This window comes from Bacteroidota bacterium (genome assembly GCA_013696965.1).
In the GTDB taxonomy this organism is placed as follows: domain Bacteria; phylum Bacteroidota; class Bacteroidia; order JACCXN01; family JACCXN01; genus JACCXN01.
Genome location: JACCXN010000094.1, coordinates 1 through 18,368 on the forward strand (window position 1 = coordinate 1; position 18,368 = coordinate 18,368).

Below are 18,368 nucleotides of genomic sequence, written 5' to 3' on the forward strand. Positions count from 1 at the left end.
CAATCCCGGAACAAACAGGAATGAATGAAACATGGATATACAATTTGGCAATTAAAATACAATTTTTTACATATGAAATAGCCATGCACGAACCGTTCACAAACGCTAATGAATATAACATGGCTATCCCGATAAATCGGGATGACAATTAAAAAACAAATTATATACATATGAAATAGCCATGCACGAACCGTTCACAAACAGCAATGAATATAACATGGCGTATTCCATATGACATTTAAAAAAACAATTATATACATATGAAATAGCCCTGCACGAACCGTTCACAAACAGCAATGAATATAACATGGCTATCCCGATAAATCGGGATGACATTTAAAAAACAAATGCTTTAGCATTCTTGAGTTCCTTAAAGGAAAAATTAAAAACGAATAAATTATATACATATTAAAAGTGCCATTTCAGCTAAAAATTTCACTGATCCAAAAAATGGCAAGTTCCATCGAGCTTTAATAATAAAATTTTATGAAGATGAAAAGTCCAATCACAGGTAAAGAAATGATATTGACCAGAGAAAGAAAGTCGATGGATTTCAGAAAAGAAACATTTGATGTTGTTTTTCATTATTTCAAATGCACTGATAGTGGAGAACAATTTACCACCACCACATTAGATGAAGTGAACATGAATCAGGGATATAACCAATACCGCGATAAATTCAATATTCCATTTCCTGATGAAATTGTCCGCATTCGTGAAAAATATGGGTTGCCGGCATCCAGGATGTCAAGCATTTTGGGGTTTGGAACCAATAGCTACCGGCAATATGAAGCAGGTGAAATGCCGAGCGTTTCAAATGCCCGATTGATACAAATGGCAGATGACCCAAAGAAGTTTATTGATATGGTAGAATTGTGCATTCTGCTGGATGATAAAACAAAAGCTAAATACATTCACAAAGCACAGTTGTTAGTGGAGGAAAGAACACGTAATCTTTTTAATTTTAATCTGAAAGATTATTTGCTTGGCGATCATTTGGCTGATATTTATTCAGGATACAGAAATCCCAATTTTGAAAAGTTTTCTGAAATGGTGGTTTATTTCTCAGAGCAGGTACAGCCTTTTAAAGCCAAGATGAACAAATTGTTATTCTATGCTGATTTTTTAATGTTTAAACAAAGTTGCTTTTCCATTAGCGGAGTAAGATATAAAGCCATTGATATGGGCCCTGTTCCCAATAATTTTCAAAGCATTTTTGAATATTTAGCCAACAAAGACGAAATTGATATTAATTATATACAGTTTCCCCAGGGGCAAATAGGAGAACAATTTAAAGCAAGAAAAGACAGGCCCTTTAACCCAGGTTTATTTTCTGAATCAGAATTAGAAGTCTTAAGTAAAGTTTCCACCGTATTTAAGCAAACAAGCACCAATGATATTATAGAATTAAGCCATTTGGAAGGAGCCTGGAAGAAAAACGAAAAAGCTAAAAGTGTGATCAGTTACGCGTATGCATTTGAATTAAATCAGATTTAAGCAAAAACTTCCCTATATGTATTGTAAACGAAGGTTTTGTGAAAGCAATTCATACAACTGAAGCATAAGTTTAAAAAAAAATCTACTGAAAGTTTAATTATCTTAAATAGGATTTCTCCTATTTTAAGGAGCCATAAACAACGCTGAGGCTATGCTAATGCAGAATCCGCTTCTCAAGTAGAAGATTAAATTAAGTTCTATGCTTTAACACTTTTGCTTCAATGTAAAAAATAATTTCCTCGGCAATGTTTTTAGATTGATCGCCCATTCTTTCTATTTTTCTAATTACGGATAAAACGGAAAAGTAATGAAGAGGATCTGGGTGATTGTTTTCAATCAAAGCAAGGGTGGTTTTTATTGCAGCCAAATTAATTTCATCAAGAAAATCGACTTTTATAAATACTTTTCTGGCAAGTTCGGTGTCCTCGTTTATCAAAGCATCTAGGCTATCATCAAGCCTAGAAAGAGTTCGATTTATTCCTCCATATCATATCTCCACTCTTTTTTCAGTTTGTCATACTTTAGCCTGTCGTCCGGCCATTCAATGAATTTCGTATTGTTTAAATAAGCGTTAACATTGCCTTTTTCAATCATTTCTTCAAACAATAGTTTTCCTTTGCTCTTTAAATCCTCCACCGGCATTACAGGGGTATTAAAAAGTTCTTCAAAATCAATTATATTTCCATTTTTATCCATGCTGAATTTTCCTCCAACTCCTCGAGTTATGCCTTGTACTGATCTTGCAGGGCGAATCATGTAATAATAATGGATGTTGCCAGGGGCAATAAAATAATAGCATAATTCAAACTTGTTAATATGCCCGGTGTAATAACTGCGGTATTTGGGCTCAAACTTAGAGATGTAGTCCGCAGACTTGGGTTTTACATAAATATATGTTATTAAATTAGCCATTTGCGTATCTAGCTGATGATTCTGGTAATATGCAGCAGGGGCGTATTTGTTTGTTATTTCACTTTCTTTAGGACTACATGAAAATAAGAACAGGAATAAAAAATAATTAGAGAAAAGAAATAAACGAATCATGCCAAATAAGATTTAAAAGTAATTATACATTAAAAAACCAGGAAGTATGATAGCTTCCTGGTTTTTATTAATCAAAAATTAAAGTCAAAGGTCATTTATAAATTAGTTGTATTCAGTAAGTGCACAGTTCCAATCCACCCATCCTGCTGTCCAGTCTGTTGCGCCAAATGCACCTCTAAAAGTAACATTTTCCATTCCTGAAAGGTTTGCGTTAGTAAAATCAGCTCCAGTAAGTAAAATAGAACCAGCGCCAGGTGTTACTGTAGGTTTTCCAGCATCAAACATGTTTAAGTTGATGCCCGCATCCTGCCATTTGTCTAGCAATTGGTTGCCCCATCCGGCAGTATTGTACCAGGCAATAACATCAAAACCCGCTTCAGTTGTTTTTAAGGCAACTCCTCTAGGGTTGGTTGGGTGTTGATCTCCATTTGCAGGAGAGTTGGTAAATAATGTGCCAGCAGAACCATATCCGCTGCCGCCCCAATGTTCAACCCCTGCAAGTACCACATTTCTTAATTGCAGTTCATCGCCAGTTGCGTGAGCCGCAGTGTTTACCCCATCTATAAACAATCCGTTTGGATATCCTGTTAAGAATGAATTGTATATTTTGATTTTGTTGCTTCTTCTCAAGTGCATTGCATTTTGAAACTGAAGACTAATTGCAGTTTCTCTTGTCTTCTTTGGCCCTATCATAGTTACGTTTGAAAACTTAGCAGATGTGTATGGAGCAACCAAAGCACCCGATCCATTGTTGTCAACCTCAAAACCATTTGATCCTGACTGATCAGCCATTGAAACCCCTCTTATTGCAAGAGCATACTGGATATTTCCGCTAAAACCAAAATCAACATCCATATCATCATCTAAACATTTGTAAGCAACAAGATATTTGCAATTTACTGTTCCGCCAAACCATTCAAAAGCATCATCAAGGCCATAAGCACACTGTACGTGCTCTATAACCGTACCTTTTCCAACGCTGCCCATTGTTAAAGAATTTACTTCCTCATTAGGGTTAATCGGAATACCTGCATAATTGATCTGCACATATCTTACAACTCCTGAATTATCGTTGTCATCATTGCCTCCATGGATTCCTCCGTAGCCACCTTCTAGTTCAACATCAGTTCCCTGGTTGTTTTTTGCTCTACCGCAAATAACAAGTCCACCCCAATCGCCTGGTTCTCTTAATCCCGGAGCTCTTTCTGATGTCATAATAATTGGCTCAGAAGCGGTGCCGTTGGCCAATATTTTTCCACCTCTTTGAATAATTAAAACGCCTTTCGTTTCTCTGTCGCCCATAATAACTGTTCCGGCCTCTATGGTAAGTATTTTACCATCCTGAACCCTGCAATAGCCATTTAATTTGTATATGTTACCTTTTGTCCAGGTAGCTGTTTCAATATCTCCCGATATTTCTATAACCTGCTTTGCTGGAACGGCCGTTACAGTTACCACAAAAGTTTTAGCAGCAGATTGTTCTCCTCTTATATCGGTAGCCTGAAAACTGAAATTTATTGTTGACCCAATAGCTAAGTTTTCTACTATATAAGTAAATTCATGGTCTTTAGTGGTACCATTTAATTCTATAACAGGATAATTAGCATCAGCAAGCCCATTTTTTAATATGTTAAGCGATTTTAAACCAGAGGCAGCGGTGAGTTTAACAGTTGTGCTTACCTGATTTCCTGGTGTATTACCAGCAGTTTCGGAACTTAAAGATAACTGAACAGCCCCATACAGGCAGGATCCATCATCTTTTTTTGCTTTTGGATCATAATTTAAAGAAGTAGGATCTATACACCCTTCTCTTTTACAAGAAGAAAACACCATAACAGATGCCAGTGCGATCATTGATAGAAGTTTCAAATTTTTCATATTTTTCATTTTGGTTTTTACTTGTTTTTTATGATACAAACATATAGCTTGAATTTTACCTGTTCATTAAGTCTAAATGATGCTTTTGTTATCAAGTCGTTTTTTTAATGTTAAGAAGTTCGGTTAAAGAATTTATACCCGTTCAAAATTTAAGTTCAACCCCGGCTGAAATTACCGCCCCTGGCTTAAACCCCTGAATTCGCTGATCTGTTTTTCTATCCCATTTTCCATCTCCATTTCCATCCTGTAACAATATTATTTCCTGGTTCAGCAAGTCTGATATGCCTATCTTTATTTGAGTATATTTTCCAATACTTTTGGAAAGGGTTAAATCAATAAGATTTCGAGGCATTTCGTATATGTCGGGATAATCATCTGTTCCGATAATAAATAACCTGCGGCCAATAACATTGTACATTAAAGTTATCTGCAGGTCATGCTTTGCATTGTTATAGAAAAGGCCGGAATTAATCATGTATGGCGACTGCCCCATCAAAGGCCTGTTTTGAGATTGCCTAAGATCTTCTCCTAAATTTACCCTGCTGTTGATCAAAGAGGTATTAAATAAAATACCCAAATCGTCTAGAAATTTAATGGTAGTTAAACCGATAAATGATTTTCTTGCCTCAATTTCTATTCCTAAGCTTCTTGCTTCCACAGCATTTCCGTAAGTAAACGTTTTAATTCCCCCAGATCCTCCACCGGGAACAAAAAATGTTTCAATGGGGTTTATAAATTTTTTATAAAAACCGGCAACAGAAACAACCTCATTGGCGCTTGGATATAGTTCCCACCTTGCGTCAAAATTATGTATTTGAGCTGTTTGAATATTCTCGTTTCCTTTTTTAACCAGATTAAAATTGAAATCATAAAACCCAAATGGGGCGAGCTCTCTAAATTCCGGCCTGTTCACTGTCATTCCATAAGCCCCTCTTAGAAGCATTTTTTCTGTAAGGTTATAAGAAAGATTTGCAGAAGGAAGAACGCTTACAACAGGATTATAAACAACTACAGGAATGTTGGTAAGCGTTGCACTTCTGAGTTCTTGTATGTTATTCTCTATTCTTACCCCTGCCTTAATTTTAAATTTTCCAAAAGGCACGGCAGCGGTAAAATATGGAGCAATTAAATTATTTGAAGCAGTATATGAATCAGAAGGGTTTGATTGTTCATCAATCCGAATTCCGTAAGAGGCATTAATGTTATTGGGATGAAAAAGAGAATCAATTGATACATCAAGCAGGTTGTTGTCAAAACCAAAAGTACTGGATCTTGTATAGCCGATGTTTCTTGCGGTAAAATAACGTTCTTTATTTTCGAAAAACACACCTGCGCTTATAACAGGAACCAATTCAGGAAAGCACTCAAATCTGAGCTTATGATCAGCATTTAAAGAAGCAGACTTACTGGTTTCTTCCATTTTCGAATAAAACCTTCCAAGAAAAAATGCAGCTGCCGCGCCTGCCGGAACATATAATGTTGCATTTCCTGTTGAGGTATCCCTGTCGGAACGGTACCTTCTGTAATCGGGAGTGTTTAAATAAGATTTTCCATAACCACCCACCCAGTCAATGGTTGTGTTTTCATTGTTAAATTCATGCTTTCCGGTTAACTGACCTGAAAAAATTCCCCTGTAAAGCTGTAAAAAAGAATGATTGCTGGGAAAATAATTGAATTCATAGGCTTGTCCTGTGCGGTGTACATATTCACTCATTGAATTTTGATTGAATAGGGTTTTCATTTCAATAATGTGATGCGGATTAAATCTGAAGGCCCAGTTATGTATTAAACCAACACGAATATTTTGTACAAACCTTTGGTCATTAAATTGAAAAATGGGATCGCTTTTGTTATTTATTTCATCATATACATTGTAATCATGTCTTTGTATTTCATTTATTTGTTTGGTGTTGCTATAATTAAGAGCTGTAATGTTCCCGATCTCTATTTTTCCGGCTTTAAATTTTGTTGATTTTGAAAAAGAAAAACGCTGATCAAGGTTTGCAGTTGTAACTTGTGGAACCCAGTTGTTTTGCAATGACCTTCCTACAGCTGTAAGGGGGCCATTTTCTCCATTTTCGTCAGATATAACTCTTAAATCGTTTGGGAACGAAGCAGGCAAATCATATTTTCCGTTATTGAAACCTGTCCAGTGATTTTCTCCATTTTCTGCACTGTAAAAAGGTTTAAAAGTTGTTCCCTGTCTAAAGGAAGTGGTATAACTTCCACTCGTGCTATTTTCATCAGGTATACTTTTAGTAAAAATTTTAACTATGCCACCTGCAAAATCTCCAGGAAGCTCAGCTGAAGGGGTTTTATAAATGAGCATCCTGTCTATTAAAGAACTTGGTATTATGTCAAACGAAAAGGATTTTACATCCGCCTCCATGCTTGGGGCATAGGTGTTGTGGAGCATTACAGTATTGTATCTTTCCTGTAAGCCTCTTATTAAAATAAACCTGTCATTGATTATTGTCACTCCCGGTATTCTTCTCACCACTTGAGAGGCATCCCTATCCTGTGAACGCCCTATTTGTTCACTTGAAACACCGCTTACAATCTGATCGCTTTTTTTAATTTCCATTAAAACTGCGGCATCTGTTTTAGTTACACGTGTTGCTGTGATGTTTACAGATTGCAACTCCTTTATATTTTTACCGATAGTGAAGTCTAGTTTTTTTGATTCACCGGAATTAATACTCACATTTCTTATGGTATCAGACACATACCCAACATAACTTACCACAAGGGAATGAACCCCGGCCTCAATTGAAATACTGTATTTGCCATCAAAATCTGTAGTAACCCCAATTGTAGTGCCTTTTATAATCACATTTGCAAAAGGAACAGGAATTAACTTTCCATTTTCTTTTTCAGTTACTTGCCCGTGAAATGAACCATTTTGAGCAAACAAAGAAAAAGTGAGAAATAGAGTTGCAAGAGTTAACCAAAACTTAATGCTACTCGCTGAATTAAATAAGCCCCAAAATTTTATTCTAACTGCTTTGTTTTCCATTTGTATTGTTATAATTTTTCAATACAAAATAACAAAGCCCAGTTAACCCCAGTTTTAACTAAAAATCAACCTTAAGTTATGGGACTGGGGTGCTTTGTAAATTAAAGGTTAACAAACAGTAGTTATAATTAAAGATGATATAACCTAGGACCAGGATGATTATAATATTTGGAGGTTTTTTTAGCTGTTGTACTTATGGTATGCTACAATGCAATCAAAAGAAATAAAAGAATTCGGGATTACATTTTTCTATTTAAACTTTCTAAGGTTTCTTTCAATAAATTTCTCTGTAGGCAATAAAGATTGCTGTATTCTTTTGGCATAATGAATACTGTCTAAAACTTCTTTTTGTTTTTCTTCTACAAGATGTTTTTGTTCTTCAATTATTGATTTTTGTTTTTTTGTAATTCGAAGTGAACGAAAAACTATGGCAGCGATTACTGCTACCGCAAGAGCAATTGCTGCAAAAAGGATTAAAAACAATTTTTGTCTTTTGCTCTCTTCCTCAGTAATGGCAAGCTGCCTGGCTTGCTCTTCTTTTAAAAGTACTTCTTTTTTATCATACTCGTATTGCATTTGTTGCTGTACGAGTTGTTTGGTGTTTTCTTCATTTATTAAACTATCCCGGTAGCTAATGTATAATTTAAAGTGTATTAATGAAGACAGGTAATTTCCCATTGCACTGTCTACCATAGATAAGCCATGATAAGAGGACTTAATATCTTCCCTGCTATCATTTTCAATGGAAAGCATAAGCGCATCACCTAAATATGTTTTTGCTGATTTAATGTTATTAAGCTTAAGTTCCAGCATTCCTATATCAATAAAGGAAGAAACTATTCCTGATTTATCTGCTGTTTCTTCAAATATTTTTAAAGCAGTAAAATAACTAGCAAGGGCTTTAGAATAATTTCCCTGGTGTTCATGAATTAAACCTAAATTAAGATAAGATGAGGCAATGCCTTGTTTGTCATCAAAATCTTGCCTTATTTTTAACGAAGACAAATGGTTTTTTAAAGCCTGTTCAAAATCCCCAAGTTCCGAATAAATATTTCCAATGTTGTTGTATGATGAACCCATGCCTTTTTTATCACCTAATTCTTCTCTTATTTTTAATGAGGCAAAATAGTTTTCCTGTGCCTTTTCATAATTCTGCTGATAATAATAAATATTTCCTATATTGTTATAAGAGTCTGAAATTCCTACCTTATCCCTTATATATTCTCTTATTTTTAAAGAAGCGGTGTAATTTTTAAGGGCTTCCGGATAGTTGCCTTTATACATATAAATGGCACCAAGAATGTTGTAAGCATCACCTGCAGCACGTTTAAAATTTATTGATTCAGAAAGCTTAAGTGCTTCATTGGCATAATTTAATGCAGAATCAAAATCGGCAATCCAATAGGAAAGCCTGCTAATTTCATATAAAGTCTTTACCCTTGATGTATCGGCTTGTTCTGTTTTTAATATAGTTTTTAAAGAATCTATTTTATGGTTTTTGCCGTTAACAGTATTAGAAAACCAGGCACAAAGAATGCTAAGAATAAAAAATGAAAAAATGTGATATTTCCATTTACCAGGAAATGTTTGGGTGGAGGTAATTGTTTTCATATTTAAAATTTCAATTTTTTCAGATTTCTCCCAATGTAATTTTCAGTAGGCAATAAGGATTGCTGTATTCTTTTAGCATAATGAATACTGTCTAAAATTTCTTTTTGTTTAACTTCCACAAGATGTTTTTGCTTCTCTATAATGGATTTTTGCATTCGGGTAATTCTTAAAGATCGGAAAACAATTCCTGCTATAACTGCCACAGCAATTCCAATTGAGCCTACCAGTATTAAAAACAATCTTTGTCTTTTACTTTCTTCCTCTGCAATGGCTGTCTGGCGGACTTGTTCTTCTTTCAGTAATGCCTCTTTTTTATCAAACTCATATTGCATTTGCTGCTGAATAGTTGCTCTTGTGTTTTCTTCATTTATCAAACTATCTCTATAGAGAATAAACATTTTATAATTTCCTAAAGCTGATTTATAATTTCCAAGCGCGCTATCATTTTTTGTTAAAGCCTCAAAAGTTGTTTTAATTATTTCATTGCTGCCAATTCCTGTACTCAACAACAAGCTTTTTTCTAACCATTGCTTGCCTTCGCGAGGTTTTTGCATACTTGTATAAAGTGATCCTATTCCATTGTAAGAAGAGGCAATACCCGATTGATCACCTATTTCTTCAATATTTTCAGGGAAATAAAATAGTTTTCGAGCGCTTGCTGATAATTTTTCTGTGCATGATAAACCTGCGCAATGCCATTGTAAGAAATTGCTATACCATATTTATCGCCAAGTTCCTGCTTTATTTTTAGAGCTGCAACATAATTTTCCAAGGCTTTTTGATAATCACCCTGGGCGTTATAAATACAGCTAATACCAATGTAAGAATCGGCCATTTCTCCTTTGCTGCCAATTTCCTTAAATATTTTCAGGGCCGAAAAATAGTTTTCCAGGCCAAGGGCATAATTAACCTGGGAAAAATAATTGCTTCCTATATTAACATAAGTAATTGCGATTGGATATTTATCACCAAGTTCTTCTTTGATTTTAAGGGAAGAAAAAAAATATTCCAGTGCTTTGGGATAATTTCCCTGAGATGAATATACATTTCCAATATTGTTCAACGAGGAAGATATTTCCTTTTTGCCCCCCGTTTGTTTATTTATTTTTAAAGCTGCTAAATAATTTTCCAAGGCGAGCTGAAAGTTTCCCTGGTAATAGTGAATATTTCCAATACCATTATACGAAACAGCAGTTCCTTGTTTATCATCAATTGCTTCCCTTAGTTTTAGAGCAATAAAATGATATTCCAAAGCCTCACTGTAATTTCCCTGAAAATGTAAAATAGTGGCTATATTATAATAAGAAGTTCCTATTCCCTTTTTTACTGCAATCGTTTTTGGGTTGATTTTTTCTGCAAGGTCTCTGGCTGATTTGGCATAAAAATATGCGGTATCAAAATCGCGGCTTTTGCATAATTTGTAACTCAAATCATTTAATAAAGTTACCCTGCTTGTATCTGCCTTTTCTGTTTTTAAAAGTGCTCTAAGCGAATCTATCTCTATGGTTTGGGCCGAACAAGAAAAAACAATGCTTACAAAAAACACAAAGAAAAAGCACACCAGCAAAAAGTGATTCGAAGTTTTGGCTTTGTTTAAAAAGAGTTTGTTTTTTGAAGATAAAATAGTCATTCTTTTTGTTTTCTAACTTGTTCTTTTAATTTTTGATTTAGCAATACAACTACAGAATCCAACATTAAAAATAGTGGGATGCAAAGCAAATTTAGTAAATTGTTAAGGAAAATTGATAACTATTGATGTTTTGATTAAAAAAACAAAAGCAACTGAAAAATTAAAAAAAAGCTAAGTTTGTAGGAATAAAACAGGTATAGAAATGAGCTTTATTACAAGAGAAGCAAATGTTAAAGATTTTTCACCAATTACTGAATTGTCCACACAATTAGGATATGATTCAACCAGTGGAAAAATTAAAAACCGATTAAAAGATATTTTAAGAAATAAGGACCACTGTGTTTTTGTTGTTGAAGATGGTGACAAAATAGTTGGTTGGATTCATGCATTTTATTCTTTAAGAATTGAATCAGATTCTTTTTTAGAAATAGGTGGAATGGTTGTAGATGCTAGTCATAGAGGGAAAGGGCTTGGAAAAATGCTGATTAAAAAAGCGGAAGAATTTTGCAGCCTTAAAAAGCTAAAAAAAATCAGAGTTCGCTGTAATACAATTCGAAAACAAACTCACGGGTTTTATGAAAAGCTTGGTTTTTCAGAAATCAAAGAACAAAAAATATTTGACAAGAATCTGGATTTTGACTTGGATCAATTTTGAAAAAATGTTAACTCCATTACCTTTCAAATACCGAAAAATTTAGCTCTAAAGGAGTGATAAAAATCATTTAGAAATTTCAACATTTTTATCTTTTAAAATTTAAGATTACAATATTAGTGGAAATAAAAACCGTTTTTTATTGATACTAAAAGATTAAAGGCTTATACTTGTTACTTTAAACCTTGTCTATTTATGAGAACATACCTCTACAAAACAATATTATTACTTCCCATTGCATCCATAGTTTTTTCATTTTCTGTATCCGCACAAAAAACAGTTAAAAATGTTTTTTCAGAATTAAAACATACTCCTTTTGTTCAGGGAAAGGAACCGCAAATAAATGCATCTTCTTATAAAGTATTTCAGATAGATACTCAGGTCCTAAAAAACGAATTAGCAGGAACAGGTCACAGAAACACCTTCAATGTGGGAGAACAATCCCACTTTAAAATACCTATGCCTGATGGTACTTTCCATACCTACCGTGTATTGGAAAACAACACGATGCATTATGAACTTGCTGCAAAGTTTCCAGAAATAAAATCCTATGATGCTTATGGAATTTCTCATCCCGGAGAATTTGTTAAGTTCGATATAACTCCCCACGGATTTCATGCTATGGTACTTTCACCATACTCAGGAACAGTTTTCATTGACCCACTATTCAAAGGAAATAGTGATTATTACATGGCTTATGCTAAAAAAGATTATATTTCAACACAAAAGGTAGATTGCCAGGTAAATGGTGATTACATTAATTACGATGTAAAAGATTTAGAAAGATCTGCTCAAACTCCTTTTGCCTCCTGCTCATTACGTACCTATCGTTTGGCAGTAGCAGCAACGGCAGAATATACAACCTTTCATGGAGGAACTATACCTTTGGCTCTAGCCGCCCAGGTAACAACAATGAACAGGGTGAATGGTGTGTATGAAAATCAAATGGGTATAACTATGGAAATTGTTGCCAATAATAATTTGATTGTTTATACAAACGCTTCAACCGATCCTTATACAAATGGAAACGCAAGTACAATGCTTGGGCAAAATCAAACAACCTGCGATAATGTTATAGGCACTTCCAATTATGATATAGGGCATGTGTTTGGAACGAATAGTGGCGGTGTTGCTTATTTGGGAAGTGTTTGCAGTACTACAAACAAAGCAAGAGGGGTAACAGGAAGCAGTTCTCCAAAAAACGATACTTTCGATATTGATTATGTAGCTCATGAAATGGGTCATCAATTTGGAGCCAATCACACCCAAAACAATAGTTGCAACAGGAACGCTTCAACAGCAATGGAACCAGGAAGTGCCAGTACTATTATGGGTTATGCAGGTATCTGTTCTCCAAATGTACAAAACAATAGCGATGATCATTTTCATGGAGTGAGCAAAAGAGAGATTGGATTGTTTGTTTCCAGTTCTTCGCATACTTGCCCCGTGGTTACCTCCGTTGGCAATACCCGCCCCTTGATATCTTCAACTACAGGAAATATTACCGTTCCAGCAGGCACTCCCTTTGCACTTACAGCTGTGGCAAGTGATGGCGATGGTGATGTACTTACTTATTGTTGGGAACAAATGAATAACCAGGTTTCCACACAACCACCCCTTGCAACTTCAACAGGAGGGCCTAACTTCAAAAGTTTTTCACCCACAATAAACCCAACTCGTTATTTTCCCAACCTTACTGCCATTGCAAACAACGGCCCTTTTACATGGGAAAGACTTGCTACTGTTTCCAGAACAATGAATTTCAGGGTTTCTGTTCACGATAATCATCCTGTTGCGGCATGCAATGATTTTGCTGATATAAGTGTAGCAATAGATGCCACTTCAGGTCCTTTTGTTGTTGCTTACCCTTCCGTTACAGGAATATCATGGGCAGGAGGTTCTTTACAAACAGTAACCTGGGATATTGCAAACACCAACAATGCTCCTGTTAATTGTGCAAATGTGGATGTTTTTCTTTCTACGGACGGTGGGCAAACTTATCCTAATGTTTTAGCTACGGGCACTCCAAATGACGGTTCTCATGAGATTTCTGTTCCTATGCTTTCATCAACAACCGCAAGAATTATGGTAATGTCTTCCGCAGGAACTTTCTTTGATATTTCAAACAATAATTTCAGCATTGTTACCAACGGTTATACATTGTCTTCTGCCCAACAATCATCAAGTACATGTACACCCGATGATGTAATTTATACAATTGATGTAAATTCCATTGGAGGCTTTAATAGTCCTGTGGCCTTAAGCATATCCACTCTTCCAACAGGTTTAACTTATTCATTTTCACCTGCAAGCGTTACACCTCCAGGATCAAGCCTTCTTACCATTTCAAATACATCAAATGTTGGCACTGGTAATTTTAACTTCATTGTAAATGGTACCAGCGCTACTGTAAATAGCTATTATTCTCTTGATTTAGCAGCAACCAATATAATTACCAATGTTGTTAATACCAATGGAACATTAACCTCTTCTCAATCCAATGCCTCTTACCAATGGGTGGATTGCAGCAATGGGAATCAACCCATAAGCGGACAAACCTCACAATCATTTACTCCCGTTGCTTTAATGGGAAACTATGCTGTAATGATAAATCTAAACAATTGCAGTGCAATTTCTGACTGTTTTCAAATAGATATTACAGGACAAATTGAGATGAATAGGAATCAATTTAAAATATTCCCGAATCCAACAAAAGAAACCGTTTTTATTAGTGGAATTAATATAAATACAAAAGCAATTAGGATTACAGATTTACAGGGCAAAATGCTAAAGGAAATAAACACCTTTAACAGCGAGATTGTTAGTATTAACATTCCAAACTTTCCTTCGGGAATGTATTTTATTCAAATAGAATCCAGCAAGGGCAGCGAATATTACAAACTTATTCTTGAGTAGTTAAATTCAGAGGGATCAAATTCGCATATTGTTGAGGGTTTGAGGGAATTTCTAAATTATATGAACCTGATTTCTGTTCTTCTTTTAATTGGATGTTTTTCAAATCCAACTAAATTTCATGTTCTTTATGAAGTTGGAAGGCCTGCATCCATAGAATATAACAATGCAAAGCGTACAGTAGGGGAAAAGTGGAATATACTTTGGGTATATGCAGATGATAACAGAGTTGAAACAACAGGTTATGAAAAAATTGGCAGCCATAATGATTCTGTAATGGCTGTTATAGCCAAAAAAAAAGGTGAAAACTGGCAGGAAAAATTTTATTCACAGCTTGATGAGGAACTCATAAAGCAAAATAGAATAAGAGAAAAGCTAAAATCGAATAAAGAATACGAATTAGTAAGCGAGAAATTAATAGAGCCTTATATACTCTTTAAAACAAAAAACAAAAAACAATCCAAATATGAAGTGCATATTGTAGGGCAAAAAAAAGAAGATCCAAGTGAGGGTTTCATCACACTTTGTAAATTTGATTTTAAACCCCTTAAAAGTCCACATTCCTTTGATTGTAAAGAACAGTCCTTAACACTCTTTTTTCCGCAGAACGGCATAAAATGATTTTATAGGCTTTGTTAATCATTGTATTGTTGTGGCTTTTACAATAATATCAAACCAAAATCAGCTCTGGTTTTTTTGCAATTTTTCGATTCGCAGAATATTTTATCTTTGCCAGAAATATTACAGATCATGGCAATTCATAAACTTTTCAAATTTTATTACAAGGAAAAATTTCTACAGGAAGCATCTAAAATTAAATCCATAGACTATTACCTGGACCTTTTATATACCAAGTATTATTACTTTATTTCTCCTTGGCAATCAAGGTCTGAGCTTACACGTTTACTGGAGCTTATCCAGGAGCTAAAACCTTCAACTATTGCCGAAATAGGCACAGCTAATGGAGGAAGTTTATTTTTGTTTTCAAGGCTTGCTGCTCCTGATGCGCGCATAGTAAGTGTTGATTTGCCAAACGTAAAATTTGGTGGAGGATACAAGAGTTGGAGAAAGAATTTTTTTAAAAAAATGGTACTTCCAAAACAAGATTTGCATCTTTTAATCGGAGATTCTCACAGTAGTAAAATGCTTGGCAAGGTACAAATCCTTTTACCTGGAAAAAAAGTAGATTTTCTTTTTATTGATGGAGACCATACTTATAATGGAGTAAAAAAAGATTTTGAAATGTATTCACCCTTTGTACGCAAAGGAGGCATGATTGCTTTTCACGATATCGTAAAAGGAGATCCAGAGCTGGTTGGGGAAGTAAGCAAGTTCTGGAATGAAATTAAAATCCAATACCGGCATTTGGAAATAATCGAAAACCCCGATCAGAAAATTTTTGGAATAGGTGTTGTGTTCGCAAATTAAAACTTTTTCCTGATACAATAAATTCCATTTAACCCTCCCGTTTTTAAACTGAAAATATGAGTTACTTTAATCCTTCATTTTTGAACTTCTTTAAGGAACTTTCAAAAAATAATACTACCGATTGGTTTAATGAAAACCGTAAGACCTATGAAAAAGAAGTTAAAAAACCTTTTTCAGATTTTGTCCAATTAATGATTAATCGAATTCAGGAATATGAACCGGATGTTCAAATTAAACCTGCAGAGGCTATAATGAGAATAAACAAAGATATTCGCTTTTCAAAAGACAAAATCCCATACAATGCATCTGTTTCTGCTAATATATCCAGGTTCGGAAAAAAGGACAAATCATTTCCTGGGTTTTATTTTCAATTATCACCAGAAAAGATAATGATTTATGGAGGCGCTTATGCAATTGAAAAGGAAACATTGCAACAAATTCGAAATCATATTGGGGATAATCTAAAAGAGTTTTCAGCAGTATACAACGATAAATTATTCAAAGAAAATTACGGAAAAATACAAGGAGAGCAAAACAAACGAATACCGCCTGAATTCCAATCCATATTAGAAAAGGAGCCCCTTATTGCTAACAAGCAATTTTATTTCAGTGCAAGTTTAAAGCCCCAACTAATTCTAGATAACTCCTTGCCAGAGGTTTTGATGAAGTATTATGTTGCCGGAATAAAATGCAATACTTTTTTAAGAAAAGCTTTTAATTAAATTTCCAAAGAAAAAACAGATCAAACCATAAGAAAAGGCTGCCTCATTTGGAGGTTTCTGAAAAAGCTAATCCCGGAAGGGATGATATAATCTAATATTTTTATTCTCTGGTAACCCATAGAAGGTGAAATTTTGTGCTACTCCTTCGGGCTTAGCATTTTAAGTTGTCTCCCAATTTGTACTTGGCTTTCTTTATATTTATTTGAGTCCTTCATTTTGAAATAAGTTGACAAAAAAAATCCCGATTACCAAAAGGCAATCGGGATTTTTTTGTCAACTTGTTTTAGATACTACAAGTGAAAGAAAATTAATTTGCAACGGCAAATTTTCCGTTTATTTTTTCTGTATTTGTTTTAACAGAATAAAAGTAAATCCCGTTGTTGTAATTTGATGTATTTACCTCAATAGACTGAGTAGAAGAAACATTGGCAACAGAAAGTGTTTCAACAATTCTTCCGTTAATATCCGTTATTTCCAATGTTACATTTGAAGTAGAAGGAAGGCTGAACATAACGGTAATTTTATCCATGGCTGGATTTGGGCGAACGCCATGAGAAGCTAAGCCATTGTTGTTTTTAATGCCAACAGGAAGAAACTCAACAACAGGATAAATTGCCAATGCAACATCTATTCCCCAAGTATTAGCAGTACCATCATTAAAAGGCATCCAGTCACCTGGTAATGGTCCCCATAATTCGAAAGTATTTGTTACGGCATCAGTAAAATCACCATCCGATGAAGTCCAAACACCAGCATAAGTGCCTACAATGTGATTAAAGGTAAATCCTGCCCAGAAAATCTCATCCATAGGAATTAAAGCACCAGTAGGAAATGCAGCAGAAACATTGTAAGCAGCTCTAGTGCCAATAGGTTGTGCAGCCAGCTGGTTTGTATCCATGTCAGCATGAGTAAAAGGGGTGCCAGTGGCTAATACTGCTCCCGGTATTCCATTATTATCAGCCCAAATGGTTGGTGTAAATGATTGAGCTCCAGTACCCTCTTTTCCACCAAACCAGAATAAAAGTTCACTTATTGTTCCAGCACCAGTTACACCATAAGTAGCATCAAATTTTTGAGCTTTTGCTATATCTCCATAAGAGTTTGATCCACCCACAAAGCCACCATCTCCTGCTGTACCTGAACGAATAAGAGTAGGCGTGCTTGAGTTAAAATCAAGGTGAAGGGTTAGGGTATCGGAAGCGTTTCTGCTTACAGCCCCATTTGAACTGCTAATTTCCAAAGGTAAAACATTAACAGCTTGTGAGGTTGAAATTCTTTTTTGCCCTATCGAAAAAGAGGCAAGTCCCATAAGGACTGAGAAAAAGTAAATTTTTTTCATAGTTAGATTTATTTGTTTTTATTGATTGTACTTGCAATATTAAGGATTTTTACTGATATTTCAAAAGCACAAAGGATTAAATAAATTTTATTGGGCTCATTTAGAGTTTATAAAACCAACAAGCTCATCATAAAGTTCGTTTTCTTGATCCTCTAGTTGCATAATCATTTGCATGTGGGTTTTGCCCGGATAAATTTTATGGATAAAATCTTTTCCAAATTTGGATAGCTTGTCAATGAAAAACCGGTTGTCTGATTTTAGCACCTCATTGGTTTTCACCAGTAAAAATCAGGAAAGGAATTTCACTTTCTTCAAGAAATTCAGAGGGAGAGCCTCTGTGCCAGTTTTCCGGGTTGTTGGTGAAAATCAGCTTTATCTGCTCGAAGTAAATATTTTTATGGGCCTCAATAAAGTCCTTTGAATTGAGGCCAAAAGCATCAATGAGAATGCATCCTTTAATAACACCAGGGGCATTTGATGCAATTAAAAATTCAGGATTCAAGGAAACCAATGCAGCAAGATGTCCACCTGCAGAATGACCGGAGATAAATATTTTTTGATTGTTTCCATTAAAATATTGGATACCTTATGTGTGTGGCCTCTACAGGACTAATGACCTAAGCTCATAAAAACAGTAT

The 18,368-nt window shown here is 34.9% G+C and carries 15 protein-coding genes; 6 read left to right on the top strand and 9 right to left on the bottom strand.

Going from position 1 to position 18,368, the window contains the following annotated elements:
* The first annotated feature begins 492 nt into the window (after positions 1-492).
* Complete coding sequence (locus H0V01_14530) at positions 493-1,497, top strand: DUF4065 domain-containing protein (GenBank protein MBA2584588.1); 1,005 nt, start codon at positions 493-495, stop codon at positions 1,495-1,497.
* A gap of 190 nt (positions 1,498-1,687) precedes the next feature.
* On the opposite strand, the gene H0V01_14535 is transcribed toward H0V01_14530, so the two are convergent.
* The 7 genes from H0V01_14535 to H0V01_14565 form a co-directional block, all read right to left on the bottom strand.
* A complete protein-coding gene (locus tag H0V01_14535) occupies positions 1,688-1,933 on the bottom strand; it encodes a hypothetical protein (GenBank protein ID MBA2584589.1) in 246 nt (81 codons plus the stop codon).
* Positions 1,934-1,971: 38 nt separating this feature from the next.
* A complete protein-coding gene (locus H0V01_14540; protein MBA2584590.1) occupies positions 1,972-2,541 on the bottom strand; it encodes a hypothetical protein in 570 nt (189 codons plus the stop codon).
* A gap of 102 nt (positions 2,542-2,643) precedes the next feature.
* Positions 2,644-4,419: an Ig-like domain repeat protein gene (locus H0V01_14545; GenBank protein MBA2584591.1), complete on the bottom strand. Its 1,776-nt coding sequence runs from the start codon at positions 4,417-4,419 to the stop codon at positions 2,644-2,646.
* Between the two features lie 142 nt (positions 4,420-4,561).
* Positions 4,562-7,435 (bottom strand): carboxypeptidase-like regulatory domain-containing protein, encoded by a 2,874-nt coding sequence (locus tag H0V01_14550; protein ID MBA2584592.1) that lies wholly within the window; start codon positions 7,433-7,435, stop codon positions 4,562-4,564.
* A 249-nt stretch (positions 7,436-7,684) separates the two neighbouring features.
* Positions 7,685-9,046, bottom strand: a complete 1,362-nt coding sequence (locus H0V01_14555; protein ID MBA2584593.1) for a tetratricopeptide repeat protein — start codon at positions 9,044-9,046, stop codon at positions 7,685-7,687.
* 2 nt (positions 9,047-9,048) lie between these two features.
* Positions 9,049-9,600, bottom strand: a complete 552-nt coding sequence (locus H0V01_14560; protein ID MBA2584594.1) for a hypothetical protein — start codon at positions 9,598-9,600, stop codon at positions 9,049-9,051.
* A gap of 56 nt (positions 9,601-9,656) precedes the next feature.
* On the bottom strand, positions 9,657-10,676 hold the full coding sequence (locus H0V01_14565; GenBank protein MBA2584595.1) for a tetratricopeptide repeat protein: 1,020 nt from the start codon (positions 10,674-10,676) through the stop codon (positions 9,657-9,659).
* Positions 10,677-10,878: 202 nt separating this feature from the next.
* Here H0V01_14565 and H0V01_14570 point away from each other — a divergent pair, with 202 nt between their 5' ends.
* The 5 genes from H0V01_14570 (at position 10,879) to H0V01_14590 (ending at position 16,391) form a co-directional block, all read left to right on the top strand.
* Positions 10,879-11,331 (top strand): GNAT family N-acetyltransferase, encoded by a 453-nt coding sequence (locus H0V01_14570; protein ID MBA2584596.1) that lies wholly within the window; start codon positions 10,879-10,881, stop codon positions 11,329-11,331.
* A gap of 192 nt (positions 11,332-11,523) precedes the next feature.
* Positions 11,524-14,244 carry a T9SS type A sorting domain-containing protein gene (locus H0V01_14575; GenBank protein MBA2584597.1) on the top strand — a complete coding sequence of 907 codons (2,721 nt, stop codon included), beginning with the start codon at positions 11,524-11,526 and terminating at the stop codon, positions 14,242-14,244.
* Positions 14,245-14,304: 60 nt separating this feature from the next.
* Positions 14,305-14,862 (top strand): hypothetical protein, encoded by a 558-nt coding sequence (locus H0V01_14580; protein MBA2584598.1) that lies wholly within the window; start codon positions 14,305-14,307, stop codon positions 14,860-14,862.
* A 129-nt stretch (positions 14,863-14,991) separates the two neighbouring features.
* Complete coding sequence (locus H0V01_14585) at positions 14,992-15,669, top strand: class I SAM-dependent methyltransferase (GenBank protein MBA2584599.1); 678 nt, start codon at positions 14,992-14,994, stop codon at positions 15,667-15,669.
* Between the two features lie 56 nt (positions 15,670-15,725).
* Positions 15,726-16,391 (top strand): DUF2461 domain-containing protein, encoded by a 666-nt coding sequence (locus H0V01_14590; protein ID MBA2584600.1) that lies wholly within the window; start codon positions 15,726-15,728, stop codon positions 16,389-16,391.
* A gap of 307 nt (positions 16,392-16,698) precedes the next feature.
* Here H0V01_14590 and H0V01_14595 read toward each other — a convergent pair whose 3' ends face one another.
* Both H0V01_14595 and H0V01_14600 read right to left on the bottom strand, forming a co-directional pair.
* Entirely contained in the window at positions 16,699-17,730 is a 1,032-nt protein-coding gene (locus tag H0V01_14595) for a T9SS type A sorting domain-containing protein (protein ID MBA2584601.1), read from the bottom strand.
* Positions 17,731-17,995: 265 nt separating this feature from the next.
* Positions 17,996-18,232 carry a hypothetical protein gene (locus H0V01_14600; protein MBA2584602.1) on the bottom strand — a complete coding sequence of 79 codons (237 nt, stop codon included), beginning with the start codon at positions 18,230-18,232 and terminating at the stop codon, positions 17,996-17,998.
* Between the last annotated feature and the right edge of the window lie 136 nt (positions 18,233-18,368).